This is a genomic window from Curtobacterium sp. BRD11 (assembly GCF_031844345.1).
Classification (GTDB): domain Bacteria; phylum Actinomycetota; class Actinomycetes; order Actinomycetales; family Microbacteriaceae; genus Curtobacterium.
The window spans coordinates 608,554-635,294 of sequence record NZ_JAUZUZ010000002.1 but is presented as its reverse complement, the minus strand read 5'-3'; the positions used below and the strand labels follow the sequence as shown (position 1 = coordinate 635,294).

Annotated in this window: 27 protein-coding genes; 13 read left to right on the top strand and 14 right to left on the bottom strand. The window is 72.5% G+C overall.

The annotated features are described in order from the left end of the window. Window positions 1–6: 6 nt before the first annotated feature. From Q9R28_RS07710 to Q9R28_RS07690, 5 genes are all read right to left on the bottom strand, one after another. A complete protein-coding gene (locus Q9R28_RS07710) occupies window positions 7–420 on the bottom strand; it encodes a Fur family transcriptional regulator (protein WP_081984565.1) in 414 nt (137 codons plus the stop codon). Beyond that, entirely contained in the window at window positions 417–1,361 is a 945-nt protein-coding gene (locus tag Q9R28_RS07705) for a metal ABC transporter permease (protein WP_311205813.1), read from the bottom strand. The genes Q9R28_RS07710 and Q9R28_RS07705 overlap by 4 nt, the downstream gene beginning before the upstream one ends. Further along, complete coding sequence (locus tag Q9R28_RS07700) at window positions 1,361–2,191, bottom strand: metal ABC transporter ATP-binding protein (protein ID WP_235426445.1); 831 nt, start codon at window positions 2,189–2,191, stop codon at window positions 1,361–1,363. The genes Q9R28_RS07705 and Q9R28_RS07700 overlap by 1 nt, the downstream gene beginning before the upstream one ends. 56 nt (window positions 2,192–2,247) lie before the next feature. Continuing rightward, window positions 2,248–3,162 carry a metal ABC transporter solute-binding protein, Zn/Mn family gene (locus tag Q9R28_RS07695; protein ID WP_311205812.1) on the bottom strand — a complete coding sequence of 305 codons (915 nt, stop codon included), beginning with the start codon at window positions 3,160–3,162 and terminating at the stop codon, window positions 2,248–2,250. A gap of 113 nt (window positions 3,163–3,275) precedes the next feature. Then, window positions 3,276–4,541 (bottom strand): PTS transporter subunit EIIC, encoded by a 1,266-nt coding sequence (locus Q9R28_RS07690; RefSeq protein WP_311205811.1) that lies wholly within the window; start codon window positions 4,539–4,541, stop codon window positions 3,276–3,278. 161 nt (window positions 4,542–4,702) lie between these two features. Between Q9R28_RS07690 and Q9R28_RS07685 the strand changes: the two genes are divergently transcribed. Together Q9R28_RS07685 and Q9R28_RS07680 are read left to right on the top strand one after the other, a co-directional pair. Continuing rightward, window positions 4,703–4,960: a PTS transporter subunit EIIB gene (locus Q9R28_RS07685; protein WP_268746776.1), complete on the top strand. Its 258-nt coding sequence runs from the start codon at window positions 4,703–4,705 to the stop codon at window positions 4,958–4,960. Beyond that, entirely contained in the window at window positions 4,957–5,409 is a 453-nt protein-coding gene (locus Q9R28_RS07680; protein ID WP_311205810.1) for a PTS glucose transporter subunit IIA, read from the top strand. Before Q9R28_RS07685 ends, Q9R28_RS07680 begins: the two co-directional genes overlap by 4 nt. Window positions 5,410–5,530: 121 nt before the next feature. Here the strand turns inward: Q9R28_RS07680 and Q9R28_RS07675 are convergent, their stop codons facing one another. Then, window positions 5,531–6,265 carry a GntR family transcriptional regulator gene (locus tag Q9R28_RS07675; protein ID WP_066651794.1) on the bottom strand — a complete coding sequence of 245 codons (735 nt, stop codon included), beginning with the start codon at window positions 6,263–6,265 and terminating at the stop codon, window positions 5,531–5,533. Between the two features lie 131 nt (window positions 6,266–6,396). Here Q9R28_RS07675 and Q9R28_RS07670 point away from each other — a divergent pair, with 131 nt between their 5' ends. From Q9R28_RS07670 to Q9R28_RS07640, 7 genes are all read left to right on the top strand, one after another. Continuing rightward, window positions 6,397–7,023, top strand: a complete 627-nt coding sequence (locus Q9R28_RS07670; RefSeq protein WP_200884149.1) for a response regulator transcription factor — start codon at window positions 6,397–6,399, stop codon at window positions 7,021–7,023. Then, window positions 7,016–8,221 carry a histidine kinase gene (locus tag Q9R28_RS07665; protein WP_066651791.1) on the top strand — a complete coding sequence of 402 codons (1,206 nt, stop codon included), beginning with the start codon at window positions 7,016–7,018 and terminating at the stop codon, window positions 8,219–8,221. The genes Q9R28_RS07670 and Q9R28_RS07665 overlap by 8 nt, the downstream gene beginning before the upstream one ends. A gap of 128 nt (window positions 8,222–8,349) precedes the next feature. Continuing rightward, window positions 8,350–10,383 (top strand): DUF2156 domain-containing protein, encoded by a 2,034-nt coding sequence (locus Q9R28_RS07660; protein WP_311205809.1) that lies wholly within the window; start codon window positions 8,350–8,352, stop codon window positions 10,381–10,383. Further along, window positions 10,380–11,672, top strand: coding sequence for an alpha/beta hydrolase-fold protein (locus Q9R28_RS07655; protein WP_311205808.1), 1,293 nt, complete (start codon window positions 10,380–10,382; stop codon window positions 11,670–11,672). The genes Q9R28_RS07660 and Q9R28_RS07655 overlap by 4 nt, the downstream gene beginning before the upstream one ends. An 83-nt stretch (window positions 11,673–11,755) precedes the next feature. Next, window positions 11,756–12,169 (top strand): lactococcin 972 family bacteriocin, encoded by a 414-nt coding sequence (locus tag Q9R28_RS07650; RefSeq protein WP_271826750.1) that lies wholly within the window; start codon window positions 11,756–11,758, stop codon window positions 12,167–12,169. Window positions 12,170–12,193: 24 nt separating this feature from the next. Further along, the gene (locus Q9R28_RS07645) at window positions 12,194–14,218 is read left to right on the top strand and encodes a hypothetical protein (RefSeq protein WP_311205807.1); all 2,025 of its coding nucleotides are present in this window, start codon (window positions 12,194–12,196) and stop codon (window positions 14,216–14,218) included. Beyond that, complete coding sequence (locus tag Q9R28_RS07640) at window positions 14,215–14,865, top strand: ATP-binding cassette domain-containing protein (protein ID WP_311205806.1); 651 nt, start codon at window positions 14,215–14,217, stop codon at window positions 14,863–14,865. The genes Q9R28_RS07645 and Q9R28_RS07640 overlap by 4 nt, the downstream gene beginning before the upstream one ends. 30 nt (window positions 14,866–14,895) lie before the next feature. Here Q9R28_RS07640 and Q9R28_RS07635 read toward each other — a convergent pair whose 3' ends face one another. From Q9R28_RS07635 to Q9R28_RS07615, 5 genes are all read right to left on the bottom strand, one after another. Next, on the bottom strand, window positions 14,896–15,468 hold the full coding sequence (locus tag Q9R28_RS07635; protein ID WP_066651778.1) for a GNAT family N-acetyltransferase: 573 nt from the start codon (window positions 15,466–15,468) through the stop codon (window positions 14,896–14,898). Window positions 15,469–15,588: 120 nt separating this feature from the next. Next, complete coding sequence (locus Q9R28_RS07630) at window positions 15,589–17,184, bottom strand: dihydrolipoamide acetyltransferase family protein (RefSeq protein ID WP_311205805.1); 1,596 nt, start codon at window positions 17,182–17,184, stop codon at window positions 15,589–15,591. Window positions 17,185–17,216: 32 nt separating this feature from the next. Beyond that, window positions 17,217–18,176, bottom strand: a complete 960-nt coding sequence (locus Q9R28_RS07625; protein WP_066657646.1) for an alpha-ketoacid dehydrogenase subunit beta — start codon at window positions 18,174–18,176, stop codon at window positions 17,217–17,219. Between the two features lie 89 nt (window positions 18,177–18,265). Beyond that, the gene (locus Q9R28_RS07620) at window positions 18,266–19,399 is read right to left on the bottom strand and encodes a thiamine pyrophosphate-dependent enzyme (protein ID WP_066651770.1); all 1,134 of its coding nucleotides are present in this window, start codon (window positions 19,397–19,399) and stop codon (window positions 18,266–18,268) included. Window positions 19,400–19,422: 23 nt separating this feature from the next. Further along, window positions 19,423–20,502, bottom strand: coding sequence for a histidinol-phosphate transaminase (locus tag Q9R28_RS07615; RefSeq protein ID WP_066657644.1), 1,080 nt, complete (start codon window positions 20,500–20,502; stop codon window positions 19,423–19,425). Window positions 20,503–20,552: 50 nt separating this feature from the next. On the opposite strand from Q9R28_RS07615, the gene Q9R28_RS07610 reads away from it, so the two are divergent. From Q9R28_RS07610 to purB, 3 genes are all read left to right on the top strand, one after another. Continuing rightward, window positions 20,553–20,951: a phage holin family protein gene (locus Q9R28_RS07610; RefSeq protein ID WP_066651768.1), complete on the top strand. Its 399-nt coding sequence runs from the start codon at window positions 20,553–20,555 to the stop codon at window positions 20,949–20,951. Window positions 20,952–21,139: 188 nt separating this feature from the next. Then, window positions 21,140–21,652: a low molecular weight protein-tyrosine-phosphatase gene (locus tag Q9R28_RS07605; protein WP_066657642.1), complete on the top strand. Its 513-nt coding sequence runs from the start codon at window positions 21,140–21,142 to the stop codon at window positions 21,650–21,652. After that, a complete protein-coding gene (gene purB, locus Q9R28_RS07600; protein ID WP_209684247.1) occupies window positions 21,649–23,034 on the top strand; it encodes an adenylosuccinate lyase in 1,386 nt (461 codons plus the stop codon). The genes Q9R28_RS07605 and purB overlap by 4 nt, the downstream gene beginning before the upstream one ends. A 146-nt stretch (window positions 23,035–23,180) precedes the next feature. Here purB and Q9R28_RS07595 read toward each other — a convergent pair whose 3' ends face one another. Next, on the bottom strand, window positions 23,181–24,092 hold the full coding sequence (locus Q9R28_RS07595; RefSeq protein ID WP_311205804.1) for a LysR family transcriptional regulator: 912 nt from the start codon (window positions 24,090–24,092) through the stop codon (window positions 23,181–23,183). A 71-nt stretch (window positions 24,093–24,163) separates the two neighbouring features. Between Q9R28_RS07595 and Q9R28_RS07590 the strand changes: the two genes are divergently transcribed. Then, a complete protein-coding gene (locus tag Q9R28_RS07590; protein WP_311205803.1) occupies window positions 24,164–25,099 on the top strand; it encodes an EamA family transporter in 936 nt (311 codons plus the stop codon). Here the strand turns inward: Q9R28_RS07590 and Q9R28_RS07585 are convergent. Together Q9R28_RS07585 and Q9R28_RS07580 are read right to left on the bottom strand one after the other, a co-directional pair. Further along, window positions 25,068–26,060 carry a DUF1731 domain-containing protein gene (locus Q9R28_RS07585; RefSeq protein ID WP_311205802.1) on the bottom strand — a complete coding sequence of 331 codons (993 nt, stop codon included), beginning with the start codon at window positions 26,058–26,060 and terminating at the stop codon, window positions 25,068–25,070. The genes Q9R28_RS07590 and Q9R28_RS07585 overlap by 32 nt on opposite strands. Next, the gene (locus tag Q9R28_RS07580) at window positions 26,057–26,731 is read right to left on the bottom strand and encodes a DUF4166 domain-containing protein (protein WP_271826753.1); all 675 of its coding nucleotides are present in this window, start codon (window positions 26,729–26,731) and stop codon (window positions 26,057–26,059) included. Before Q9R28_RS07580 ends, Q9R28_RS07585 begins: the two co-directional genes overlap by 4 nt. Window positions 26,732–26,741: the final 10 nt, after the last annotated feature.

The following is a 26,741-nucleotide window of genomic DNA, read 5'->3' as shown; positions in this document are numbered from 1 at the left end:
GGGAGGTTACTCGCCGGTGCGCGCCGCGGTGCAGACCGCGCACTCGCCGAAGATGTCGACGACGTGGCTGGCGTTCGTGAAGCCGTTCGCCGCCGCGACCTCCTGCGCCCACCGTTCGACCGGGTCCGCCTCGATCTCGACCGTGCGGCCGCAGTTCCGGCAGATCAGGTGGTGGTGGTGCGCGTCGGTCGTGCACGCGCGGTACAGCGACTCGCCGTCCTGCTGCAGCGAGTCGGCGTCGCCCTCGGTCGCCAGGTCGGCGAGCGCCCGGTACACGGTCGCCAGTCCGATCGTGGAACCACCGTCCCGGAGGTGCTGGTGGAGGGCCTGCGCACTGACGAACCCCTCGGTGCCGGAGAGCGCGCTGCGCACGGCCTCCCGCTGCCAGGTGTTCCGCTTCGGCTTCTGCACGGCGTTCACGCGGTGACTCCTTCCCTGCGGGTCGCGTCGGTCGACGCGTCGGTCCCGGCCGGGAGGCGCGGCACGCCTCCGTCGGTCTGCTCACGGTCCGCGATGCGGTCGCGTCCGCGTCTGTCCCTGCGGCTGCCGACGATCCGGCAGACGACCCAGATCACGAACGAGATCGTCGTGACGTAGGGGCTGATCGGCAGTCCGCCGCCGAGTGCGAGCAGGATGCCACCGACGACCGACACGACCGCGAACACCGTCGAGAGCACCGGGACGACCACGGGGTGCGAGGTCAGGCGGAGCGCGGCGGCAGCAGGGGTGACGAGCAGCGAGAGCACCAGCAGCGCGCCGACGATCTGCACCGACACCGCGGTCGCGAGCCCGAGCGCGAGCATGAACACGATCGCGAGGGTCCGCACGGGCACCCCGGCAGCGGCCGCGACGTCGGGATCGACCGACGAGAACATCAGCGGGCGCCAGATCACCAGGAGCGTCACGACGACGATCGCGGAGACGACGACCAGCGAGGTCAGCTGCGGGTTGTCGACCGAGACGATCTGCCCGGTCAGCAGCCCGAACTTGTTCGCCGCCCGGCCCTTGTACAGCGCGAGGCAGAGGATGCCGAGCCCGAGACCGAACGGCATGAGCACGGCGATGATCGAGTTGCGGTCGCGGGCCCGCGAGCCGAGCAGCCCGATGAGCAGCGCTGCGACGACGGAGCCGACGAGCGACCCGGTGACGACGTTGACGCCGAACAGCAGGGCGGCGCTGGCCCCGGCGAAGGACAGTTCCGAGATGCCGTGCACCGCGAAGGGCATGTTCCGCGCGACGACGAACGGGCCGATGAGCCCGCCGACGATGCCGAGCACGGCGCCGGCCCAGATCGAGTTCTGGACGAGGACCAGGAGCTCGCCGTAGTCCTGGAACGAGAAGACGGTCGACAGCACGTCCATCAGATGCGTCCTTCGTCCGGGGTGGTGGTGTGCGGGTCGGCGTCGCAGTGGTGGTGCGCCCCGGTCTGGTCGTGGGCCTCGTTGGCGCCGACGATGACGATCCGTCCCATCGTGCGGACGACGTCGACCGGGGTGCCGTAGAGGTCGCTCAGCACGTCGGCACGCAGGACCTCGTCGGGGGCGCCGATGCGGAAGCGCCCGCCGGCGATGTAGAGGACCCGGTCGACGACGTCGAGGATCGGGTTGACGTCGTGGGTGACGAAGAGCACGGCGGCGTCCTGCTGCCGACGCTGCCGGTCGATGAGCTCGGTGACGCCCCGCTGGTGGCGGAGGTCGAGCGAGATGAGCGGCTCGTCGCAGAGGAGCAGTGCGGGGTCCGCGGCGATGGCCTGCCCGACGCGGGTGCGCTGCTGCTCACCGCCGGACAGCTCGGCCACCGGGGCGTCGGCGAACGCGGTCGCACCGACCTCGTCGAGGATGCGGTCGACCCGAGCGCGCTCGGCCCGGCTGGCGGGTAGGACACCCCACCGGGAGCCGGTCACCCCCTGGGCGATCATGTCCCGTGCGCGCAGGGGCGTGCCGGACTCCATGAGGCGCTGCTGCGGGATGTACCCGATCCTCCGGTGCCCGCGACGGACGGGCTGCCCGAGGAACGACATCGTCCCGCCCGTCAGGCGCTGCTGGCCGAGCACGGTGCGCAGGAGCGAGGTCTTGCCGGCACCGTTCGGCCCGAGCACCGCGACGAACTCGCCCGGCGCCAGGTCGAGGTCGAGGTGCGACCAGAGGGTCCGCGATCCGTACGAGAGCGCCGCGTCACGGAGGGCGAGCACGGCGGAACCGCCACGGCCGGGGGCCGCAGCGGTTCGCGAGGGGGTCTGGACCGCGGTCACTTCGCGAGCGCCCCCGTGATCTCGTCGATGTTCGCCTGCTGCCACGAGACGTAATCCTCCCCCTTCGGGAGCGTCTCCGTGACACCGACGACCGGGATGTCCGCCTGCTCGGCGGCCTTCTGGACCTGCTCGGTCTCGGGGCTCGAGGTCTGCTCGTTCACGGCGAGGAGCCGCACCTGCTTGCCGGTGAACAGCTTGAGGGTGTCGTTGAGCGCGGCCGGCGGGACGTCGTCGCCCTCCTCGATGGCCTCGGCGAAGGCCTCGGGCGTCACGTTGTCGAGCCCCATCGCGTCGAAGAGGTACCCGGGGACGGGCTCGGTGTACGACACCTTCTCGCCGTCGACCTTCTCCTTGGCCGCTGCGGTCTGCGACTCGAGGTCGTCGAGCTTCGTGGTGAGGGTCTTCGCGTTGCGCTCGAAGGTGTCGGCGTGCGCGGAGTCGAGCTTCGTCAGACGCTGTTCGAGGTCGGCCACGAGCTTCACCATCGTCGGGTAGTCGTAGAACACGTGCTCGTTGAACTCCGCGTCGCCGCCCTGGTCGAGTCCGGAGAGCTCCACGACGTTGATCGTGTCGGCCGTCGTGTTCGATGCCTTCGCCAGGGTGGTCATGAAGTCGTCGTACCCGCCGCCGTTCTCGATGAGCAGGTCGGCCTTGGACACGGCGAGCTGCGTCTTCGCGCTCGACTCGAACGAGTGCGGGTCCTGCGACGGGTCGTCGAGGATGCTCGTGACCTCGACGTCGTCGCCGCCGATCTCCTGCGCGATCGAGCCGTAGACGTTCGTCGAGGCGACGATCCGGACGGTGCCGTCACCCGAGGCCTCACCGGAGGCGGAGGACGTGGCGCAGCCGCTCAGCGCGAGGGCTGCGGCGCCGGCGACGAGCGGCAGGGCGAGGAGGCGACGGTTCTGCATGGTGCGAGCGTACGGCTTGCTGATAACGGTTGTCAAAATCAGCCGAGCGACGGACGGAAGGCGCGGTGCCAGCCGGTACCGCGCCTCCCGTCCGGAGCAGGATCAGCGAGCGATCAGGGCTTGGTGGCCGCGTCGATCGTGTTCTCGGCGATCGTGTCGTCCTCGCGGCCCGGCGTCCGCAGGTTCCACTTCTTGATCACGAACGAGAACAGGAAGTAGTAGACGACCGCGTACGCCAGACCGATCGGGATGAGCCAGATCGCCCCGTCGGCCTTGCCGAAGTTCAGCACGTAGTCGATCGCTCCGGCCGAGAATGAGAACCCGTCCCGGATCCCGAGCGCGTTGACCAGCGCCAGGGAGGTCCCGGTGAGGACCGCGTGGATGACGTAGAGCGGGAACGCCACGAACATGAACGAGTACTCGAGCGGCTCGGTGATGCCCGTCACGAACGACGTGAGCGCGGCCGAGATCATGATGCCGCCGACGACCTTGCGGTTCTGCGGCTTGGCGTTCCGCCAGATCGCGAGCGCACCGGCGGGCAGCGCGAACATCATGATCGGGAAGAAGCCGGTCTGGAAGATGCCCGCGGTCGGGTCGCCGGCCAGGAACCGCGCGATGTCGCCGTGGTAGGTCACGCCGTCCGCCGTGAAGCTGCCGAGCTGGAACCACGGGAAGAAGTTGAGCAGCTGGTGCAGGCCGATCGGGATGAGCATGCGGTTGACGAAGCCGAAGACGCCACCACCGATGACCGCGTTGTCCGCGACGGCCTGGCCCGCTGCGGTCAGCGCGATGTCGAAGTAGCGGTACACGAACGACATGAGCACCGCGATGACGAGACCGGCGACGGCCGTCAGGATCGGGACGAGACGGCGGCCGGAGAAGAAGCCGAGGAAGTCCGGCATCTTCGTGCGGTGGAACCGCTGCCAGAGCACGGCCGCGACGAGTCCCATCACGATGCCGCCGAGGACACCGAAGTTGATGGTGGCCTGCTCGCCGTTCGCGTCCTTCACCCCCGCGAGGACGATCGGCGACATGGCCTTCCAGACCTCGTACACGACCATGTAGCCGACGACCGCGGCGAGCGCCGTGGTCCCGTCCGACTTCTTCGCCCAGCCGATGGCGATGCCCACCGCGAAGAGCAGCGGCAGCCAGGTGAAGACGCCGTTGCCGGCCGCAGCGACGATCGAGGCTCCCTGCTCGAAGCCGGGGATGGCGCCGAGCATGTCGGACTGCCCCAGGCGGAGCAGGATGCCCGCGGCCGGCATGACCGCGATCGGCAGGAGCAGGCTCCGACCGAGGCGCTGGGCGTTCGCGAACAGCCTGGACTGCTTCTTCGGGGTCTTCTCGTCCGGCACGTCCGTTGCAGCAGCGGTGCTCATCGGCGTTCCTCTCGTCATCGGGTGGAGCTGGGCGCAGGGGTGAGTTGAGTCATGCGAGGACCCCGGGTAGCCTCGGCGGTACCGCCGGGTCCGGTCCTGTCCGGTCATGACCAGTTCCGTAGTCTGAACCGGTGACCAGATGCGTGTCAACCCGGCACGGAATCCGCAACGAGGAGGAAACGATGGCCGACATCAAGGCAGCCGACATCATCGCCGCACTGGGTGGCGCGGACAACATCGACGAGGTCGAGGGCTGCATCACGCGCCTCCGCGTCGAGGTCGAGGACGGCGACCTCGTGGACAAGGCCGCCCTGCAGGCAGCGGGCGCGCAGGCCGTCGTCGGCGGCGGCACCGGGTGGCAGGTCATCGTCGGTCCGATCGCGGACAACCTCGCGCAGGACATCCAGGACGAACTGTGACCGCGGTCCGGACCCCGTTCGCGGGCCCGGTCGTCGCACTCGCCGACGTGCCCGACCCGGTGTTCGCCGGGCAGCTGGTCGGTGCGGGGGTCGCCGTCGACCCGACGGATGTCGCGGGTTCGGTGACCGCGGTCGCCCCGGTGGACGGCACGATCGTCAAGCTCCACCCGCACGCCTTCGCCCTGCAGGGCTCCGCCGGGACGGACGTCCTGGTGCACGTCGGCATCGACACCGTGCAGCTGCGGGGCGAGGGCTTCGAACTGCTCGCGGCCGAGGGTGACACCGTGCACGCCGGGGACCCGGTCGTGCGGTTCACCCCGAGCGTGATCGAGGCCGCCGGCTACTCCCCGGTCTGCCCGGTCGTGGTGCTCGGCAGTGCGCCGGACTCGGTCGAGCAGCGCTCGGTCGGCACCACGGTGCCCGAGGGTGCCACGCTCTACACGGTCTGACCGCGGGGGAACCCTGCCGAGTCTCGGCCCAGCGGACGTCTTCGCGGGCGCACGAACGCGAACCTGTCCGCGGAGCCGAGGCTCGGCTCCGGCCGCGGGGGCGGGCGGGCGGCAGCGCGCGCTACGCCCCCGGCCGTCGGGCGGTGACCTCCATCTGCACCCGGTAGCGGTCGGACCGGTACCAGGACCGGGCGTGCTCGACGGGCCGGTCCCCCGAGTACGACACCCGGTCGAACTCGAGCAGGGGTGCCCCGGTCCTGGTCCCGAGCAGCGTCGCGACGTCGTCGGCCGCGGGCTTCGCCGCCACCGTCTGCTGCGCCCGGTCGATCGGCACGCCGTACGTGTCCGCCGCGAGCGAGTACACCGACCCGGACAGGTCCTGGTCGAGCAGGCCCGGGTACGCCGTCGCCGAGAGCCAGGCGTCGTCGACGGACACCGGTGCGCCGTCCGCCATCCGCAGGCGCTTCAGGTGGTGGGCCGTGTCGCCCTCGTCGAGGCGCAGCGCGGCCGCGGTGTCGGCCGGCGGGACCCGCTCCTCGCGCACCAGCACGACGGTCGTCGGGACGTGGCCGAGCGCACGCATCTCCTCGGTGAAGGACGCCAGGTGCAGTGTCGACTGCACGGGACGGTGCGCCACGAAGGTGCCCTTGCCGCGCACGCGCTCCAGGTAGCCCTCGTTGACGAGCTGTCCGAGGGCCTCGCGCACCGTGATCCGGGACACCCCGTACTCGGCGATGAGCTGCCGCTCCGAGGGGATCGCCGCGCCGGGCGCGAGTCGGGCGGTCGCGAGGTCGAGCAGGATCCGCCGCAGCTGCTGGTGCTTCGGCTCGGCCCCCTCGGTGATGCGGCTCGTCATGCGGTCCTCGTGCTCCGGTGCTCGTCGACTCCGGGCGGTCCTCGCCCAGCTGGTCCTGTGCGGACATGACCAGTTGTCCTCACAGTAGCGATCAGGATGCGAGAAGCCAACGCCGTGACAAGATGACGCCCGTGACCTCGGTGGTGATCGTGGACGACGAGACGCTCGTCCGGTACGGCTTCGAACTCATCCTCGGCGCAGCGGCGGACATCGACGTCGTCGCCACGAGCGGTGACGTCGACGCGGTCGAGACCGTGCGCCGGCACGCCCCCGACGTGGTCCTGCTCGACGTGCGCATGCCCCGGGTGAACGGGCTCGAGGTGCTCGCTGCACTCCGGCAGCTGCCCGAGCCGCCCGCCGTGGCGATGCTCACCACGTTCGACACCGACACGCAGGTGGTCACCCGGGCGATGGAGTCCGGCGCCGCCGGGTTCCTGCTCAAGGACACCGACCCGGAGTCGCTCGCCGAGTACGTCCGGGCGCTCGCCCGCGGCGGCATCGTCCTGGCACCGGGCGTGGACCGCACCCGCCTGTTCGCGCACCGGCCGTCGACGCCGGCGCCGGAGCTCTCCGACCGCGAGCACGCCGTGGTGCGGCTCGTCGCCGAGGGTGCCAGCAACCCCGAGATCGGCCAGCGCATCGGCGTCAGCACCGGCACCGTGAAGGAGGACGTCCGCGCCCTCCTCGCCGCGTTCGGCGTCACCACGCGCGTCCAGCTCGCGCTGCGCGCGGCGGAGGCCGGGCTGCTCGATGGCTGAGCCCGCTCCGTCCGGTCGCGTCCGACGACTGCTGGCGCGGACGGACGGGAGGCTCGACGCACTCGTCGACGTCGGCCTCCGTCGTGCGCGCGCCCACCCGGCCCCGTGGTGGCTGGTCGACGCGCTCTTCCTCGCGGCCGCCGTCGTCGACGCCGTGCTCGACATCGCGGGCGCCACGACGACCGAGATCACCCTGTCGCTCGTCGCGGCGGGTGCGCTCGTCCTCCGCCGGCGGCTCCCCGTCCTGGCCTTCGCGCTCACCATGCCCGGGCTCTTCATCGGCTCCGGCGTCGTCGCAGCGAGCATCGCCCTCTTCACGCTCGGTGAGCGGACGGACCGCCGGTGGCTCATGCTCCTCGCCGCCGTCGTGCAGTTCGTCGGGTTCAGCGGCTTCGTCGTCGGCCCACCGCAGCAGCTCGACGAGATCGTGGTGTCGATCGTGTACGCGCTCATCTTCGCGCTCGGCCCGCTCTCGATCGGCCTGCTCGTGCGGACCCGCGCGGACCTGGTCGACCGCATCGCCGAGCTCGGGGCCTCCCGTGCCGAGGAACGGCGTCGCGCCGCCGAGGTCGCCCTCTCCCGCGAACGCGCCCTGCTCGCGCGCGAGATGCACGACGTCGTCTCGCACCAGGTGACCCTCATCGCGGTGCAGGCCGGCGGCGTGCAGATGGCCGGGCGCGACGAGCAGGAGCGGGCGTTCGCGCGGACGATCCGGCAGCTGTGCGTCGTGACCCTGCAGGAGCTGCGCGAGATGGTCCAGGTGCTCCGGGCGTCCGGCGGCACCGACCGGGAGATCGCCCCGCAGCCCGTGCTCGCCGACCTGCCCCGGCTCGTCGCCGCGAGCGGGCTCGAGACCGACGCGGCCGTCGACCTGCCCGAGACCCTGCCCCTGCCCGTGCAGCGCGCGGTCTACCGCTTCGTGCAGGAGGGCCTGACGAACGTCCGGAAGCACGCCCCCGGCGCCGTGGTCCGGATCAGCGGTCGGCTGCACGGCGACCAGGTGCTCGTCGACCTCGTGAACGGGCCCGCACGTGCCGACCGGCTCGAACTGCCCGGGTCCGGCCTGGGGCTCATCGGGCTCGGCGAACGCGCGTCGCTCCTCGGCGGCCGCCTCGACTCGGGACCGCAGCCCGGCGACGGGTTCGCGCTGCACCTGCGCCTGCCCGTCGAGCACCGACCGAGCGTCCCCACCCCCTGACGGCCGGGCGAGCGAGCGGCGGACGACGGGTGACCAGCCCTCCGAGGGACGGTCGGTGGCCGATCGGCCACCCGTGTTCACGCCACCGCCCGATGCACCGACCCGGCAGGGTCGGCTGTGATGGCAGCGTGGTCCAGTCAGCGCTCGTCGCCAGCATCCGTCGACACCCCGTCTCCGTGGGCGTCGGCGTCGCCTCCGTCCTGCTCGCCGTCACGGCACGCGTCGCGCACGCCGAGCCGGACTTCCCGCACCACCCGCCGGTCGCCTGGGCAGCCCTCGCGGTCGTCGTGGCCGTCACGGTGCTCGCGGAACGCACGCTCGGGTCGCTGCGCACCGTCCTGGTCGGCGTGGGCGCCCCGCTCGCGGCCGTCGGCGTCACCTTCCTGGCGGTGACGGTCGGGTCGGCGATGGGCGAGGCGCACGCGGAGGCCGCCGCGGGTGAGCCGCTGTTCGCCCCGTCCGCCGTCGCGACCGCCCTGCTCGCCGCGGCCTCCGCCAGGATGCCGCCGGCCCGCCGTCGTCGTGTCCGCGCCGTCCTGTGGACGGTCGTGCTCACCCTGGTGCTGTTCGCCGGCCACGGCTCCGACACCGCGCGTGCCCTGGCGACCCTGTTCGGGACCGCCGCCGGAGCGCTCGTGGTGCGCCGCGCCTCCCGGCCGGCACCGACCGCGCCGCGCACCGACCGGACCGTCGTCACCCACCCGCGCTCGGTCGTCGTCGCGACGCTCGTCGCCCTCGGCGCGGGCACCCTGGTGACGCTCGTCGTGCCGGAGCCGGACGGCGTCCTGTCGCCGTTCGCCGATGCCATGAGCGACCGGGCGACCGTGCTCGTCGGGGTGCTCCTGGTCGGGGCCGCCTGGCTCGTCCAGCGCGGCCGTCGCACCGGGCTCGTCCTGGCGGCGGGCCTGCTGGTGACGCTGTCCGCCGTGCTCGCCGACGTGTTCCTCATCGAACCGCTGCAGGACGGCTTCGTGCAGTGGCAGGGTCTGACGACCGACGAGGTCGAGTGGCAGGTCACGCTGCTCGGGGCCTGGGCCGTCCCCGCCGCCGTGCTCCTGGCGATCGTGGCGCTCCGCGGCCAGCTGGTGCGCGCTCGCTTCCGTGCGACGCCGACCTGCGGCGAGGACTACCTCGGCATGCTCCGCGAGGGGGACGCGGGCACGCTCGGGCACATGGGCACCTGGCGGGGCAACGCGACCTGGACGCACCCGGACGGACTCGGTGCCGTCGCCTACCGCGTGCACGGCGACGTCGCCCTGACCGTGTCGGACCCGGCGTGCGCCGCCGCGGACCGGGCCGAGGTGGTCGCCGCGTTCGCCCGCGCCTGCGAGCGGAACGGCTGGACCCCCGCGTTCACGAGCGTGCACGAGCCGGTGCGGGCGATCCTCGCGGCCGAGGGGTGGGCGTCCTTCCCCGTGGGCGTGGAGTCCGTGCTCGACGTGACGACGTTCGACCTGCGCGGCAAGAAGCGCCAGGACCTGCGCACCGCGTCCAACCGTGCCGACCGCGAAGGGCTCCGCGACGAGTGGACCACGCTCGCCGCCCTCGACGCCGACCAGCGCGCGCAGGTCGAGGCGATCTGCACCCGCTGGGCAGCCGACCGTCGGCTGCCGGAGATGGGCTTCACGCTCGGTGGGTTCCGCGAGCTCGAGGACCCGGACGTCCGACTGCTGCTCGCCGTGACCGCCGAGGGTCGGGTGACCGCGGTGACGAGCTGGCTGCCCGTGTACGAGCACGGTGCCCTGACCGGGTACACGCTCGACGTCATGCGGCGCGGCGAGGACGGGATGCCCGGGGTGATGGAGTTCCTGATCGCCCGGACCGCCCTGCGCGCCCGCGAGGCCGGCCTCACCACGATCAGCCTCTCCGGCACGCCGCTCGCACCGCACACCGACGCCGGGTCCTGGGTGGCCCGCGGGTCGGCGCTCCTCGCCCGGGCGCTCGAGCCCGTCTACGGCTTCCGGTCGCTGCAGCGCTTCAAGGAGAAGTTCGGCGCGCGCCACGAGCCGCTCTGGCTCGTCGTCCCGAGCGCGCTGCAGGCGCCCCGGGTGGCGCGAGCGCTCACCAGCGCGTACGTGCCCGGGCTCCGTCCCAAGCACCTGTGGGCGCTCCGCCAGGCGCACGTCGCCCCGGCGGCTGAGCAGCCGGCCGCCCGCTCGTGAGCCCCTCCGAGTGGCTGCTCGCGACGCAGCTGCAGGCACCGAACAAGCTCGTGCCGGCCGACCTGGCGTTCGCCGTGCTCGCGACCGCCGTCCTGCTGCCCGCCGTGCGGCAGTGGCGGTCGCGGCAGGCCTGGCGCCGAGCGGCCCTCCGCGCCGGCATCGCTGCCGCTGCCGCGCTCGTCGTGCTCGCCGCCTGCTGGTTCACCACGCAGGTCGTCGACCTGTTCGGCGTCGCGCTGAGCCCGATCACGCAGATGTGGAGCGCCTTCGCCGGCGCGGCACTCGCCCTCGCGGTCACCGGTCTGGTGCAGGGCGGCGGATGGCGTCGCGCGCTCGCGATCGTCCTGGTGCCGGCGGCGCTCGTCGTGCCCGCGCTCGGCATCAACGTCGAGTTCGCCAAGTACCCGACGCTCGGCACCGTCGTGCAGAGCGACCCGTGGCCCGCCTACGACCGTGACGCCGCTCCCCTCGACACGATGCCCACCGCCGGGATCGTCCGGACCGCGACCATCCCCGGCACGCGCTCGCACTTCGACGCGCGGCCGGCCGTCGTCTGGCTGCCGCCGGCGGCCCTGGTGCGGGACCCGCGACCACTGCCCGTCGTCATCGCCTTCTCGGGGCAGCCGGGTGCGCCCGGGGACCTGTTCACCGCCGGTCGTCTGGCGGAGTCCCTGGACGCCTACGCCCGCGCGCACGACGGTCGGGCGCCCATCGTCGTGAGCGTCGACCAGCTCTCCGCGCCGGGGAGGAACACGATGTGCGTCGACTCCCGGCTCGGGAACGTCGCGACCTACGTGACGCAGGACGTGCCGACCTGGATCCACGCGAACCTGCCCGCGACGACCGACCGGAAGGCCTGGGGGCTGACCGGGTTCTCGCAGGGCGGCACGTGCACGATGCAGTTCCTCACCGGGCACCCGTCCGCCTTCGGTGCGGCGCTGGCGGTGTCGAGCGAGCTCCAGCCGATCGACCAGGGCCCGCAGCACAGCGCCGACCAGGCGTTCGGCGGATCCGTGGCGGCCTGGCAGGCGGCGGCACCGATCGCACAGATGCGGGAGCACGGGCTGGACGGCCACGCCCTCTGGCTGACCGCCGGGTCGTCCGACCGGGAGTTCAGCGAGAACGCACGGGAGCTCGGTGCGGCCGCGCGGGAGGCAGGGGCCCGGGTCGAGGTCGGATCAGCGCCGGGCAGCGGTCACGACTGGAACACCGTGCAGTGGTCGTTCCGGACGTACGTCGGGCCGTTCGCGGATGCGTTGTCCGTGGCGGAACTTCGATCACAAAACTGAATATCGTACATCCGATGTTTGACGTCAGTACCACCCTCGCGCAACGCTGTGGGGACACGTCAGACGAACGGAAGGACGACGACATGGAACACGGGACGACACGGGACACGGGGAAGCAGGTCCTGCTCGGGCTCGCCGTGACGATCGGTCTGGTCCTCGGCGGGACGGCGACAGCGGCGGTCGCCAGCCCGACCGAGGTCCTGGGGCACGGTCCCGAGGCGGGTGGGGTCGTCCTCCCGGACTCCGGCATCGGGACGACGGGCGAGCACCGGACCTCGGGCCAGCAGCGGAGTGACGGCGGGGGCGGGAGCTTCTGGCAGTGGGGCGTCAGCGGCGGGGACGTGTGGTCGAACTACTTCCGTGAGAAGCGGTGCCACGGCGCCACGGCGGTCGGCAAGAAGACGAAGCGCGTCACCGGTGTCGCAGGTGGTCGGTACGCCTACGCGGCGACGCCGAAGAAGCCCAGCGGGAACCAGGCGTACTACCACAACTGCTGATCCGGTCAGGCTCGAGAGGACGGCATGCGATCCCGCGTGCTGCGGCTCGCCTACGCGATCCCGCCGGTGCTCGCCTTCGTGCTCGCCTTCGTCGGACTGGCCGTGACGGACGAGTCCGGCGTGGTCGGCTCGACGTCGTCGGTCACCGTCTCCCTGGACGGCGCGGCGCAGTCGAACCGGGTCATCGCCGGAGCGATCGCCCGCGTCGCCCGAGAACACCACGCGACCGTCGTCCGGATGGTCGCCGACCGCGCTGACCCGATCGGACGCAGGGCGGCACTCGTGACCGATGCTCCGGGGACGATCGGCGAGCAGTGGCTCCGTGACGGCTACCCGGACTTCTCCCGCACGATGTCGTCCCGGGTCCGGCCGATGTCCGACCTCGATCGCGTGGACCCGGCAGGGACGTACGAACTGTTCGGGGACGAGGCCGCCCGGCGCGACCTGGTCCGCGCCTTCGCCTCGGCCGGGTACGGAGCCCGGACCGAGTCGACCCCGCTCCTGGGCCGGCTCGGGATCGGCGCGACGGTCGACGGCGTCCCGGGCCTGGTCGGCGTCCTGGTGCTCGGAGCGACGACCGCGTGCCTGGTCGCGACGGTCGGCTCCCCACGGCGCTGCGCGGTCCGGCGACTGCACGGACACAGCACGGCGCGGATCCTGCGGCAGGAGCTCGGTGCACTGCGGACGAGCGCGACGGTCGCGCTCGTCGGCGCGCCACTCGCCGGCGTCGGCATCTGGATCATGAACGGCGCAGCGCAGTGGCCGGCACTCGTCGCTGCGACCGCGGTGCTCGGCGCCGCGCTGCTCACGCCGGTGGTGCTCGCGCACGCGACGGGCGTCCTCCTCGCCTGCCGACGGCCCCTGGTCGACGCGCTGCGTGGGGCACGGCCGCCGGGCGGTGTCGTCGGCCTCGCCCACGCCGCCCGTCTCGTGGCGACCCTGCTGCTCGTCTCCGCAGTGAGCGGTCTCGTCGGCGCCGAGATCGTGGCGAGGACGTCCGGCACCGAACGGGACCTCCGAGCGGCGGGGACGGCCGTGCAGCTGTGGATCACGCCGGACCCCCGACCGATCGAGTCGCAGGCGTACTGGGACCGGCTCGGCCGGTTCGCCGGTGGGGCGCTGCAGGACCACGACGCTCTGCTCAGCGCGGTCAAGGAGGTCTCGACCGGTTTGGGCAACGCCGGGGTGCCCGCGCTCTTCGTCGACGCCGAGTACCTCCGGCTCCAGGACGTCCGCGCGGCAGACGGCACCCGCATCCGCGCCGGGTCGAGACCGACCGTCTGGATCCCCGAGCACAGCTGGCTCGATCCGGACGCACTGGTCCGGTCGCTCACCGACTGGGACCTCCGCGATGCGCCCGATGCGGCCCGCAGGGACATCACCGTCGGGCGCCTCGGTACGCCGGAGCTCTGGACCTACCCGGACGGCGGCTCGGTGCGGGGCTGGCTCGACGACGCCGTCCTGGTGGTCGTCCCGACGCCGGCCACGATGTTCTCGGCGGACCAGCTCGGCTCGTGGCTGTCGACCGGCGACGTCGCGTTCCGCGACCGTGCGCGCGCGGAGCGGGCGATCCACGCTGCCGGGGTCGGCTCGGAGATCAGTGCCGTGGTGGACGTCGGACAGGCGGCAGCGGAGACCGCACGCGGTGCCCGACGGACGGTCGTCGCCCAGGCTGCTGCGGTCGTCAGCGCTGCCGTCGTGGCGGTCGTACTCGCCGCGCTCGCCACGTCGGCCCATCGTCGACGGCACGGCCGTGCCCGGTTCGCCAAGACCGTCGCGGGCGTCCACCCCGTCCGTGCCGACGGCGACCTGCTGACCGTCGAGGTCGTGTCGGTCGTCCTCGCAGCACTGGCAGCCGGAGTGGCGTGGTCCCGGCTCCGGCTGGGCGATGCGGGGCAGATCTCGGTGCTGGACCCACTGACGCAGGCCGCGAGCCCGTCGGCCCTGCTCGCGGTCACGGCCGCGGTGGTCGTGTCGATCCTGAGCACGTCCATCGTCCTCGGCACGGCGCGCGAGACCGACCGATCACGAGGAGACGAGGCGCGATGATCGAGGCACGAGGGATCAGCAAGCAGCGGGGCGGTCACACGCTCTGGGAGGACCTCACCTTCTCGGTCGCCGCCGGCGAGGTCGTGGCGCTCACGGGCCCCAGCGGCTGCGGCAAGTCGACGCTGCTCGACTGCGTCGGCCACATCGACCGGGTCGACTCCGGGACGATCAGCATCGGCGGTGTGGACGCGGGACGGAGTGCACGCCGCGCGCGCCTGCTCCGACGGGACCACATCGGCTACCTGTTCCAGGACTTCGGGCTGGTCCACGATGCAACCGTGGGGGCGAACGTCGACCTCGCCCGACCGACCGGACGCGGCCGTCGTCGGGGCCTCTCGACCGCCGCGGCGCTCGAACAGGTCGGACTCGGCGGCCGCTCGACGGCGCGCGCCCATGAGTTGAGCGGCGGCGAGCAACAGCGCGTCGCGCTCGCGAGGCTCCTCGTCAAGCAGCCGTCCGTCATCCTCGCCGACGAGCCGACCAGCGCGCTGGATGCCGACAACGCTGCGCTGGTGCTCGACCGGCTCGAGTCGTTCGCGGCCGCGGGCGCCGCGGTCCTCATCGCGACGCACGCGCCGTCGGTCACACGGCGCGCGGCACGCGTGATCGCCCTCCGGGATGCTCGGGACCATCGAGGCGGACCCTGAGCAGGCCCGCTCCTCGGCGCCGTCCGCCCCTCAGGCGTTGCGGACGAGCCAGGCGAACTGGTCGTCGGTGAGTTCGCGGTCGGTCCACACCTGACCGAGCACGCCGTCCGGAGCAGCGACCGACGCCGACCCCTGCCAGACGAGCGACAGCCCCACCTTCCGCAGCACAGCGGCCGACGCCGGGTTGTTCGTCAGCACCCGGCCGGTCACCGGCGCGCAGGGAGCTGCGCGGTGCGCTTCGGCCACGGCTGCGCGCGCGAGCTCGCCGGCGTACCCGTTCCCCCAGGCCGCGGGAGCCAACCGGTAGCCGAGGTTCCAGACCCCCGCCGTCGTCATGTCGACGCCGCCGACCCCGACGAACGCTCCGTCCGTCGTGCGGACCGTCCACGAACCGAGGCCGTACCGGGCCCGACCGCCGATCTTGCGCTGCACGAGGTCGACCGTCGTCGCACGGTCGGTGTGCCGCCCGGAGGGCAGGTGTCCCCAGGTCCGCGCGTCGGAGAACACCGCGTGCACGTCGTCGATGTCGGCGGGCGTGAGCGGTGTCAGCACCAGGCGATCCGTCCGGATCTCCTGCTGTGGGGTCAGGAGCTGGTGGGCCATGGTCCGATCATCACCCCGACCCCCGACAAGTGGGTGGACACCACGCGACGTCCGCGCGATCCGGCCCCGGACTGCGGCTTCGCGCAGCCCGGGGCCGGACCGGTGACGGGCGTGCAGGCGTCAGTCGAGCAGCAGCGCCGGCTCCTCGAGCACCGAAGCGATGTCGTGCACGAAGCGCGAGGCCACGTCGCCGTCGACGACCCGGTGGTCGAACGAGGCACCGATCGTGGTCACCATGCGCGAGCGGACCTCGCCGTCGACGACCCACGGCTTCGGCTTGATCGTGCCCATCGCGACGATGGCGACCTCGCCCGGGTTGAGGATCGGGGTCCCGGTGTCCATGCCGAAGACACCGATGTTCGTGATCGTCACGGTGCCGTCCGCCATCTGCTGCGGCGTGGTCTTGCCGTCGCGGGCGGTGAGCGTCAGGTCCTCGAGCGCCTTCGCGAGCTCGAACAGGGACATGTCCTGCGCGTCCTTGATGTTCGGCACGATGAGCCCACGCGGGGTCGCCGCGGCGATGCCGAGGTTCACGAAGTGGTGGACGATGATCTCCTGGTCGGTCCAGGTCGAGTTCACCGACCGGTTCCGACGGACGGCCCAGATGACCGCCTTGGCGAAGACGAGCAGCGGCGAGACCTTGACGCCGGCGAACGTCGGCGAGGACTTCAGGCGCTTGACGAACTCCATGGTGCGGGTCGCGTCGACGTCGACGAACAGGGACACGTGCGGCGCCGTGAACTTCGACGTGGTCATCGCCTTCGCGATGGCCTTCCGCACGCCCTTGACCGGGATGGTCTCGCGGCGGACGTCGCCCCATTCGGGCGTCTCGATGTTGCGGAAGACGCCGGCCTGCTTCGCGTGCCGGATGACGTCGTCGCGCGTGACCTCGCCGGCGAGACCCGTCGGCACGACCTCGGTCAGGTCGACGTCCAGGTCCTTCGCGAGCTTCCGGATCGGCGGCTTCGCCAGGACGATGCCCGACACGACGGCCTTGCGCGGTCGGGAGCCCTGCTCGCCGACGGCCTGCGAGATGCTGTCCTCGCCCGGGTCCGAGGCGGCCTCGGCCGCGGCGACGGCGTCCGCACTGGAGGCACGGCTCGCCTCGGCGGCGAGCGCTGCGGCCCGGCGGGCGCCCGGCTTCCGGCGGGACGGGGACGTGGTCGCGGAGCCGTAGCCGACCAGGACGGCGCCGGACGACTCGTCGGAGCCGACGACGGTCGCGTGGTCCGCGACCGGCTGCGACGGAGCCGCGTGTCGCGGCTGCGGAGCAGCAGCTGCCGCTGCGGGCGCGGCCGGTGCCGGCGGGGTCTGCTGCGCGGGGGCCTGCTGCACGGGCGCCGGCGGCGTCTGCGCGACGGGAGCCGGAGCGGCCGCTGCGGCAGGCGGGGTGACGGCGACGTCCGGCGAGGCCGGGACGCTGTCGGCGACGGTGGACGGGCCTCCCGGCTGGGCGGACGTCGACGCGACCTGCACGTCCGAGTCGACCCGGATGATCGGCTTGCCGACCTCGACGGTGTCACCCTCGGAGACGAGCAGCCCGGTGACGGTCCCGGCGAACGGCGACGGCAGCTCGACGAGCGACTTCGCGGTCTCGATCTCGACCAGGACCTGGTCGACGGCGACCTCGTCCCCGATCGCGACGCGCCACTGCACGATCTCGGCCTCGGTCAGGCCTTCGCCCACGTCGGGCAGGGGGAATTCGGCGGCGGGCACTGCGGCTCCTTCGAACGTTCTGGTCGGCTCGGTCAGTATGCGAGGGCGCGGTCGACGGCCTCGAGGACACGGTCCGCGTCCGGCAGGTGGAGGTGTTCGAGCTTCGACACCGGGAAGGGGACGTCGAACCCGGAGACCCGGATCGGCGGCGCCTGCATCGTGTAGAAGCACTGCTCCGCGACGGTCGCGGCGATCTCGCTGCCGACGCTGACGAAGCCGGAGGCCTCCTGCGCGATGACCACCCGGCCGGTCTTGCGGACCGAGGTCAGCAGCGGCTCCCAGTCGATCGGCGAGATGGAGCGGAGGTCGATGACCTCGCAGCTGGTGCCCTCGGCCTCGGCGATGTCCGCAGCCTGCATGAGGGTCGCCACCATCGCGCCGTGGCCGACGAGGGTGACCTCGGTGCCGGTCCGGGCGACGCGCGTGGTGTGCATCGGGACGTGGCCGTCGACGAGGTCGACCTCGCCCTTCGGCCAGTAGCGGGACTTCGGCTCAAGGAACACGACCGGGTCCTTCGACGCAATCGCCTCCTGGATCATCCAGTACGCGTCGTTCGGCGTGCTCGGGCTCACCACGCGCAGGCCCGGGGTGTGCGCGAAGTACGCCTCCGGGGACTCCTGGTGGTGCTCCACGGCGCCGATGTGCCCGCCGTAGGGGATGCGGATGACGACCGGCAGCGACATGTGCTGCGGCAGGCGGTTCTGCATCTTGGCGAGCTGCGAGGTGATCTGGTCGAAGCCCGGCCAGACGAAGCCGTCGAACTGGATCTCGACCACCGGACGGTAGCCGCGCAGTGCCAGGCCGATCGCGGTGCCGATGATGCCGGCCTCGGCGAGCGGGGTGTCACGGACGCGCTCGGCACCGAACCGCTCCTGCAGGCCCTCGGTGATGCGGAAGACGCCGCCCAGCTGGCCGATGTCCTCGCCCATGAGCAGGACCTTGTCGTCCGCGGCCATCGCGGCGGCGAGGCCGGCGTTGAGCGCCTTGGCCATCGGCAGGGTCTGCACGGGCTCGCTGGGGACCTCGCCCGCACCGGGGTGGGCGCGGAGCGTGTAGTCGAAGAGCTGCTCGGTCGTGCTCATCAGTGGGAGCCCCCTTCGTACCCGGCCTCGTACTGCTCGAGCCAGGCCTTCTGCGCGGTGGTGACCGGGTGCGGCTCGCGGTACACGTTGTCGAACATGACGTCCACCGACGGCGGGGTCAGGGCCACGGTCGCCCGTCGGACGTCGGCGGCGATGTCCTCGCCCTCCTCGTCGAAGCGCGCGAGCTGCTCGTCGGTGACGCCGCGGCTGCGCAGGTACGCGGCCGAACGGGCGATCGGGTCGCGCTCCACCCACGAAGTGAGCTCGTCGTCGAGGCGGTAGCGGGTCGGGTCGTCGGAGCTCGTGTGCGCACCGATGCGGTAGGTCTCGGCCTCGACGAACGCCGGCCCCTGCCCGGAGCGGGCGTGGTCGGTCGCGACGAGGGACGCCGTGTACGACGCCAGGACGTCGTTGCCGTCGACGCGGACGCTCGGGATCCCGAAGCCGCGCGGGCGGTCGACGAGCGGGGTCGGCGACTGCACCGACACCGGCACCGAGATCGCCCAGTGGTTGTTCTGCAGGAAGAAGACGACGGGGGCCTTCGTCGACGCGGCGAAGACGTACGCCTCGTTCACGTCGCCCTGGCTGGTCGCGCCGTCACCGAAGTAGACGATGGTGCAGGCGTCGCGGTCGGGGTCACCGGTGCCCACGTCGCCGTCGAGCTGCTGACCGAGCGCGTAGCCCGTCGCGTGCAGCGTCTGCGACCCGATCACCAGCGTCGAGATGTGCGTGTTGCCGCGCTCGTCCGGGTCCCAGCCGCCGTGCGTCTGGCCGCGGTACATCGCGATGATCTCCATCGGCTCGACACCGCGGTGCATCGTGACGGCGTGCTCGCGGTACGACGGGAAGACGTGGTCCTGTGCGCGGAGGGCGAAGACGGAGCCGACCTGCGCGGCCTCCTGTCCGTGGCTCGGGACCCAGAGGCCGAGCTGACCGGTGCGCTGGAGGTTGTGGCCCGCGTGGTCGAACCGACGCGTGAGCACCATGCGGCGGTGCATCGCCAGCAGGGTCTCGTCCGGGATCGTCCGCGCGACGGCGGCGTACTCGGCGTTCTCGTCGGTCTCCACGAACCGGCCCTCGGGGTCGAGGATCCGGACGGTGGCCGTCGCGGGGGCCGCGGCGTGGAATGACATGTCGGTCAGCGTAACGCCAGGGCCTACCGGGCCGCCTGGAGGTCCCCCACAAGCGACCCCGCCGTTTCGAGGAGCGTTTCCACAGCCTCGTGCTCCCCGATCGACACCCGGATGCCCTCGTTCCCGAAGGCCCGCACGATGATGCCGGCGGCCTCGAAGCGCTCGGCCGCGTGGGCCGTCAGCTCCCCGGTCGGCAGCCAGACGAAGTTGCCCTGGGCGTCCGGGACGTCCCAGCCCTGGCCGCGCAGCGCGGCGACGATGCGGTCACGGCTCGCCGCGAGCTCGGCGACGCGGTCGAGCAGCTCGGTCTCGCGCTCCAGGCTCGCGAGCGCCGCCGCCTGGCCCTGTGCCGTCACCGACAACGGGATCGCGCAGGCACGGACGGCGTCGAGCACGTACGCCGGACCGAACGCGTACCCGACGCGCAGGCCCGCGAGCCCGTACGCCTTGGAGAACGTGCGGAGGACGACGAGGTTCGGGTACCGCTCGAGCAGCGGCGTGCCACGGACCGCGGTGGGCTCGGTGACGAACTCGGCGTAGGCCTCGTCGAGCACGACGAGCACGGTCGACGGCACGCGCGCCATGAACGTCTCGAACTCAGCGCCCGTGACGACGGGACCGGTCGGGTTGTTGGGCGAGCAGACGATGACCATGCGGGTGCGGTCGGTCACGGCGTCGGCCATGGCGTCGAGGTCGTGGCCGCCGTCCGGGCGGTTCGGCACCTGCACGCTCGTGGCACCGGCGACCGTCACGACACCCGGGTAGGCCTCGAAGGAGCGCCACGCGTAGACGACCTCGTCGCCGGGGCCGCTCGTCGCCCGGGCCAGCTCGTGCAGGATCGCGACGCTGCCGGGCGCGACGTGGACCTCGTCGACGGTGAGTCCGGCGCGGTTCGCGAGCACGGCGCGGACGGCCAGGGCGGTGGCGTCCGGGTAGCGGTTGTAGGCCGTCTGCGCCTGCACGGCCTCGACGACGCCCGGCAGCGGCGGGAACGGGTTCTCGTTGCTCGACAGCTTGAAGGCGTCGGGCGCTGCCTGACGCCCCTGCTTGTACGCGGGGAGGACGGCCACCTCGGGCCGGATGTGCACGCGCTCGTCAGTCACGCGCTCAGGCTACCGGGGACCGTCCGGGGCGCGACGGGCATCATGAGGGCATGCGATTCCTCGTCCGCCTCGTCGTCAACGCCGTCGCGCTCTGGCTCACCACGCTCATCGTGAGCGGCGTCACCGTCACCCCGTTCGGCGACGGGGACACCACCGCCGTGGTGCTCACGTTCCTGCTCGTGGCGTTCGTGTTCGGGCTCGTGAACGCGGTCATCGGCACGATCATCCGGATCGTCGCGTTCCCGCTCTACGTCCTGACGCTCGGCCTGATCTCACTGATCGTGAACGCCGTGCTGCTGCTCATCGTCGCCGGGATCTCGGACGCGATCGGCTTCGGGCTCGAGGTCGAGTCCTTCGGCTGGGGCATCGTCGGTGCCTTCGTGCTCGCGGTGTTCTCGTGGCTGATCGGGCTGTTCGTGCGGCCGGTGCTGAACCGCCCGCGTCCGTGACCGCGGGCGGTACCGGGCCGGCCACCGGCGCGACGGACGCCGGCGACGACGTGCCGGCCGCACGCGCGACGGATGCGGGCCGCACCGAGCCGGCCGCCCGCGCGACGCGTGCCGACGGCGAGGGCCGCGCCGTGCCTCCCGGTCGGACCGCCGTCGCGGACGTCACGTCCGTGCGCCATGATGTGCACATGAGCCCGGACGCCGACGCCCCGTTCCGCGTCTCGTTCGTCTGCAGCGGCAACATCTGCCGCTCCCCCATGGCCGGCATCGTCTTCGCACAGGTCGCCGCCGACGCCGGCATGGCCGACCGCTTCGTCGTCGAGTCGGCGGGCACCGGTGACTGGCACGTCGGCGAGCCCGCGGACGAGCGCACGATCGCGGCACTCGCAGCGCGCGGATACGATGGCAGCAGGCATCGCGCCCGCCAGTTCGACCCGGACCGGTTCCCGGACCTCGACCTGGTGGTCGCACTCGACCGCTCCCACGAACGCGTCCTGCGCTCGTGGGCACCGACCATGGACGACGCCGCCAAGGTGACGCTCCTGCTGCGGTACGACGACGCCTGGCCCCAGCAGGCCGACGTGCCGGACCCGTACTACGCGGACCGGCACGAGTTCGACCGAGTGCTCTCGACCGTCGAGCGTGCCTGCCGGGCGCTCTTCCGCCAACTCGAACCGGCAGTCCGTCAGGGAGCCCCATGACCCCCCTTCCCCCGCAGCCGATCAGCCCGCTCGACGGGCGGTACTACCCGGTCGTGCACACGGTGGGCGAGCACCTCTCCGAGGCCGGCCTCAACCGCGCACGCATCGTGGTCGAGGTCGAGTGGCTCATCTTCCTGACCGACCACGCGATGTTCACCACCTCGCCGCTGAGCATCGACGACAAGGCAGCGCTGCGCCGGGTCGTCGAGACCTTCGGCCACGACCAGATCGCGGAGCTCGCCGAGATCGAGGCCACGACGCGGCACGACGTCAAGGCCGTCGAGTACTTCGTCCGTCGCCGCCTGTCCGAGCTCGGGCTCGACGCCATCGCCGAGCTGACGCACTTCGCCTGCACCAGCGAGGACGTCAACAACCTGTCGTACGCACTGACGGTGCGGGACACCGTCGACCAGGTGTGGCTGCCCGCCTACCGCTCGGTCCTGGCGACGCTCCGCACCACGGCGGAGCAGCTCCGCGCCGTGCCGATGCTCTCGCACACGCACGGGCAGCCCGCGACGCCGACGACCCTCGGCAAGGAGCTCGCGGTGGTCGTCTACCGCCTCGAGCGCGTCCTGACGCAGATCGAGCACGGCGAGTACCTCGGTAAGTTCTCCGGCGCCACCGGGACCTTCTCGGCGCACCTCGCCGCCGACCCCGAGGCCGACTGGCCCGCGCTGTCGAAGGAGTTCGTCGAGGGCCTCGGCCTGACGTGGAACCCGCTGACGACGCAGATCGAGTCGCACGACTGGCAGGCCGAGCTGTACGACCGGGTGCGCCACGCGAACCGGATCCTGCACAACCTGGCGACCGACGTGTGGACCTACATCTCGATGGGCTACTTCACGCAGATCCCGGTGGCCGGTGCCACGGGGTCGTCGACGATGCCGCACAAGATCAACCCGATCCGGTTCGAGAACGCCGAGGCGAACCTCGAGATCTCGTCGGCGCTGTTCTCGACGCTGTCTGAGACCCTCGTGACGAGCCGCCTGCAGCGCGACCTGACCGACTCGACCACGCAGCGGAACATCGGCGTCGCGTTCGGGCACTCGCTGCTCGCGCTCGACAACCTGCGTCGCGGGCTCGGCGAGATCGCGGTGAACGAGACCCGGCTGGCCGAGGACCTCGACCACAACTGGGAGGTGCTCGGCGAGGCGATCCAGACGGTCATCCGCGCCGAGGTCACCGCCGGGCAGTCGAACATCGAGGACCCCTACGCGATGCTCAAGGAGCTCACGCGGGGCAAGCGCATCGGCCAGGACGAGCTCGTCGCGTTCGTGAACGGCCTCGACATCTCGTCGGGTGCCAAGGCACGACTGACGAACCTCACGCCCGGCACCTACACGGGCCTGGCCGACGAGCTCGTCGACCGCCTGGACGTCTAGTCCGACCCCTTCCGCAACACGCAACGACGGCGGCTCCTCGCAGCGGTACACCCCTGCGAGCGGCCGCCGTCGTTGCGTTCCGCGAGACCGCGAGCGGGCGCAGCGGACGGGAGGCGCGGGGCGGCCCCGCCGCGCACGTCACCACCTCAGGTGGTGACGGCCCGTGCCTCGGCGACCAACGCCTCCAGGACGGTGCGGACCGCGGGACGGACCGCGCGGTCCGGACGGGTGAGCGCCTCGATCCTCCGGCCCGCCCGCACGTCGGCGAGCGTCGCCAACCGGAACCGTCCCGCCGCACGCGTGCCCGACGTGTACCGGGGCACGAGCGCGATGCCGTGCCCCGCGGCCACCAGGTTCTCGATGACGGGCAGGTGGATCGTGCGGAACGCCACCGACGGCGGGGTGTCGGACGCCGCGGCCATCGCGATCAGCACGCGGTCGATCGGGTAGTCCTCGGGCACGCCGATCCAGGTCTCGTCGACGACGTCCTCGATGCCGACGCGCTCCCGGTCGGCGAGCGGGTGGTCGAGCGGCAGGGCGACGTCGAGCGGTTCCCGGAGCAGCGCGACCGTCTCGACGGCGCCGTCGAGGCGGCGGGCACCGTCCGGGCGGTGCCCGATGACGACGTCGTGGTCGGCGGTGAGCGGCGCGAACTCCCCCTCGCTGACGTCGACGTCCGAGAGCTCGAGGACGATGCCCGGGTGCTCGCGCATGCGCGTGAGGAGCCCCGGCAGCAGCAGCTCGGCCGCCGAGGGGAACACCGCGAGGTCGACCGTCCCGCTCACCCCCGCGAGGTGCTCCGACCACGCCGACTCCACCGTGGCGAGCGCGGTCGCGACACCGGTGGCCATGTCGGCGAGTGCCCGGCCGTCCGCGGTGAGGCGCACGCCGCGTCCGACGCGCTCGACCAGGGGTACGCCGGCCTGGCGCTGCAGCGTGCGGAGCTGTTGCGACACCGCGCTCGGGGTGCGGTGCGTGGCTGCTGCGACCGCGGTGACGCTCCCCCGTTCCGCGAGCTCGCGGAGGACCGGCAGCAGGGCGATGTCGAAGCCGACCATGCAGGGACCCTACAACGATGCTGTCACACCGTGCGCTGGTGCTACCGCTTCTCGTGCGGGACGATCGATCCGTGCTCTTCCGCGACCGCATCCTGGCCCTCGTCGTCGCCGTGGCGTGGGGTCTGAACTTCCCGGCGACCGCGATCGCCCTCGACCACTGGCCCCCGTTCCTGCTCGCCGCCGTCCGGTTCAGCCTGCTGGCCGTCCCGACGATCCTGTTCGTCCCGCGGCCGAGGGTCCCGTTCCGGTGGATCGTGCTCGTCGGTGCGACGCTCGGCGTCCTGCAGTTCGCGTTCCTGTACCTCGGCATGGCGGCCGGGATGCCGACCGGGCTCGCGTCGCTGGTGATCCAGGCATCCGCGCCGTTCACGGTCGTGCTCGCCGGGGTCCTGCTGCGTGAGAAGCTCACCGCCCGTCAGGTCGTCGGGGTGTCCGTCGCGGTCGCGGCCCTCGGCGTCATCGCGGTGCACCGGGCGCAGACCGCGGCGCTGCTGCCGGTCGTGCTGGTGCTGTGCGGGGCGCTGGGCTGGGCGCTCGGCAACGTCGCGACGCGGCGGACCGGTCCGGTGAACCCGCTGCACCTGACCCTGTGGTGGGCCGTCGTGCCGCCGGTGCCGATGTTCGCACTGTCGCTGCTCGTCGAGGGGCCGGAGCGGGTCGGTCGGGCGTTCGGCACGGCGTTCACCGCGTCGGCGTTGCCGGCCGGCCTCGGCCTGCTCTACATCGTCGTCGCGGGGAGCCTGGTCGGGTACGGGATCTGGTCGCGCCTGATGGGGAAGTACCCGTCGAGCACCGTCGCACCGTTCTCGATGCTCGTCCCCGTGATCGGGGTGCTCGCCTCGTGGGCGGCGTTCGGCGAGGTGCCGGACGTGGTCGAGGTCCTGGCCGGTGCCGTGGTGGTGGTCGCCGTGCTGTGGTCGTCGCGCACCGCGAGGGTGGTGCCGGCCGCGGCGGTGCCGGCGGTGGCGGTGCCGGTCAGCCCCGGTGCTGCCGGCGCTCGGCGATGATGCCGGCGAGCGCGCCGCGCAGGTGCGGGTACCGGAACTCGTAGCCCGCCTCGAGCAGTCGCGTCGGCACGACCCACCGACTCTTCAGCACGAGCTCGGTCTCCGTGCGGATCGCGAACGATCCGATCTCGAGCATCCACCGCCAGGTCGGCAGCCCGAAGCGCCGTCCGACCGCGTCGCGGATGGTGGCCATCACGGTCCGGTTGTCCGACGGCTCCGGGCTCGAGACGTTGACCGGGCCGTCGATGTCCTCGTGGTCGCGCACGAACCGGATCACCCCGAGGACGTCGTCGATGTGCACCCAGCTGAACCGCTGCCGCCCGTGCGTGTGCCGGTCGTGGTGGTACGTGCCCGCTCGGAGCCGGGCACGCGTCGGGAACCACGCCCCGTCGAACTGCGGCCCGCCGAGACCGGCCCGGGCCAGTCGGAGCAGCGGGACGAGGGCGCTCCCGTCGCCGAACACGATCGCCATCCGGAGCGCGACCCGGCGGGTGTGCGGCAGGTCCGCGCTGAACAGGGCGTCCTCCCACGCCTTCGCGACCGAGACCGAGAAGCCCTCGCCGAGCTCACCCGTGGCCTCGTCCTGGGGTCGGTCGTCCGCGTGCCGGTAGATCGTCGCGGTGGAGGCGTTCACCCACAGCGGCGGCGGGTGCTCGGCGGTCCGGATCGCCTCGGCCAGCTCGAGCGTCGTGTCCACGCGGGAGCGCATGATCTCCGCTCGGTTCCGACGGCCGTAGCGGCAGTTCACGCTCTTGCCCGCCATGTTCACCACGATCGCGGCACCGTCGACGAGCTCACGGATCCGGAGCGTGTTGCCCCACACCGCGTCGCCCGTGCGACCGACCGTGACGACCTCGTACCCCTCGTCGCGGAAGGCACGCTGCAGGTACCGTCCGACGAAGCCGCCCGCTCCCGCGATCACGGCGCGGCCCCTCGGCGCGCGGGTGGTGTCGTCGCTCATGGTGTCCCCTGTCCGGTGTCGGGCTCGATCCGGTAGCGGAAGGCGCCCTCGTACCGGTACAGCGTGCCGATCAGCGGCGCCGAGAGCCGCAGGGACACGCGCTGCACGTCGGCATCGTCATCGAATCGTTCCACGAGCGTGACACGCGGAGCGGCGACGGCCGGGAGGCTCCGGGCACGTCCCAGCACACGGACCGTCACCCGGGTGGAGACCAGGCGCAGGGCGCCCGCGTCCGGCCCGTCCGCGTCGACCTCCGCCCGGAGCAGGGCGCTGACGCGCCCACCGCGACCGAGGTGGTCGACGAGCCCGTGCGGCTCGGCGGTGATCGCGTCCACCATCGTGCGGGGTCCGGTCCGGAAGCGGAAGGTGCGGTGCGCGCGGACGGCGACCCGTGCCTCCCGACCGTCCACGGCGCCGCGGCCGACGTGAGCCGGACGGTTCTCGACCGTGAAGGGGACGTCCCGCTCCCACACGGGGAACACCACGGCGTCCCGGGCCAGGACGGCCAGGAGCGGCCAGATCCAGCGCCGCGGCGTCCCGACGACCGCGAACACGCCCTCGCCGCGGCCGACGTGACCCACCGGGACCGCACCGAAGTACGTGCGCAGTCGTGGGTGCAACCGTGCGAGCACGGCCGACGGTGTCGTCAGCTCGTAGGGCGACCGGGTCACGACGCCGATC

Bases quoted from the DNA above. Each gene is read 5' to 3' on its own strand.
- Q9R28_RS07610 (WP_066651768.1), top strand. From the start codon at position 20,553: ATGCGATTCCTCGTCCGCCTCGTCGTCAACGCCGTCGCGCTCTGGCTC.
- purB (WP_209684247.1), top strand. From the start codon at position 21,649: ATGACCCCCCTTCCCCCGCAGCCGATCAGCCCGCTCGACGGGCGGTAC.
- Q9R28_RS07620 (WP_066651770.1), bottom strand. From the start codon at position 19,399: ATGTCATTCCACGCCGCGGCCCCCGCGACGGCCACCGTCCGGATCCTC.
- Q9R28_RS07705 (WP_311205813.1), bottom strand. From the start codon at position 1,361: ATGGACGTGCTGTCGACCGTCTTCTCGTTCCAGGACTACGGCGAGCTC.
- Q9R28_RS07690 (WP_311205811.1), bottom strand. From the start codon at position 4,541: ATGAGCACCGCTGCTGCAACGGACGTGCCGGACGAGAAGACCCCGAAG.
- Q9R28_RS07645 (WP_311205807.1), top strand. From the start codon at position 12,194: ATGCGATCCCGCGTGCTGCGGCTCGCCTACGCGATCCCGCCGGTGCTC.
- Q9R28_RS07665 (WP_066651791.1), top strand. From the start codon at position 7,016: ATGGCTGAGCCCGCTCCGTCCGGTCGCGTCCGACGACTGCTGGCGCGG.
- Q9R28_RS07605 (WP_066657642.1), top strand. From the start codon at position 21,140: ATGAGCCCGGACGCCGACGCCCCGTTCCGCGTCTCGTTCGTCTGCAGC.
- Q9R28_RS07625 (WP_066657646.1), bottom strand. From the start codon at position 18,176: ATGGCCAAGGCGCTCAACGCCGGCCTCGCCGCCGCGATGGCCGCGGAC.
- Q9R28_RS07585 (WP_311205802.1), bottom strand. From the start codon at position 26,060: ATGAGCGACGACACCACCCGCGCGCCGAGGGGCCGCGCCGTGATCGCG.
- Q9R28_RS07640 (WP_311205806.1), top strand. From the start codon at position 14,215: ATGATCGAGGCACGAGGGATCAGCAAGCAGCGGGGCGGTCACACGCTC.
- Q9R28_RS07675 (WP_066651794.1), bottom strand. From the start codon at position 6,265: ATGACGAGCCGCATCACCGAGGGGGCCGAGCCGAAGCACCAGCAGCTG.
- Q9R28_RS07635 (WP_066651778.1), bottom strand. From the start codon at position 15,468: ATGGCCCACCAGCTCCTGACCCCACAGCAGGAGATCCGGACGGATCGC.
- Q9R28_RS07595 (WP_311205804.1), bottom strand. From the start codon at position 24,092: ATGGTCGGCTTCGACATCGCCCTGCTGCCGGTCCTCCGCGAGCTCGCG.
- Q9R28_RS07650 (WP_271826750.1), top strand. From the start codon at position 11,756: ATGGAACACGGGACGACACGGGACACGGGGAAGCAGGTCCTGCTCGGG.
- Q9R28_RS07695 (WP_311205812.1), bottom strand. From the start codon at position 3,162: ATGCAGAACCGTCGCCTCCTCGCCCTGCCGCTCGTCGCCGGCGCCGCA.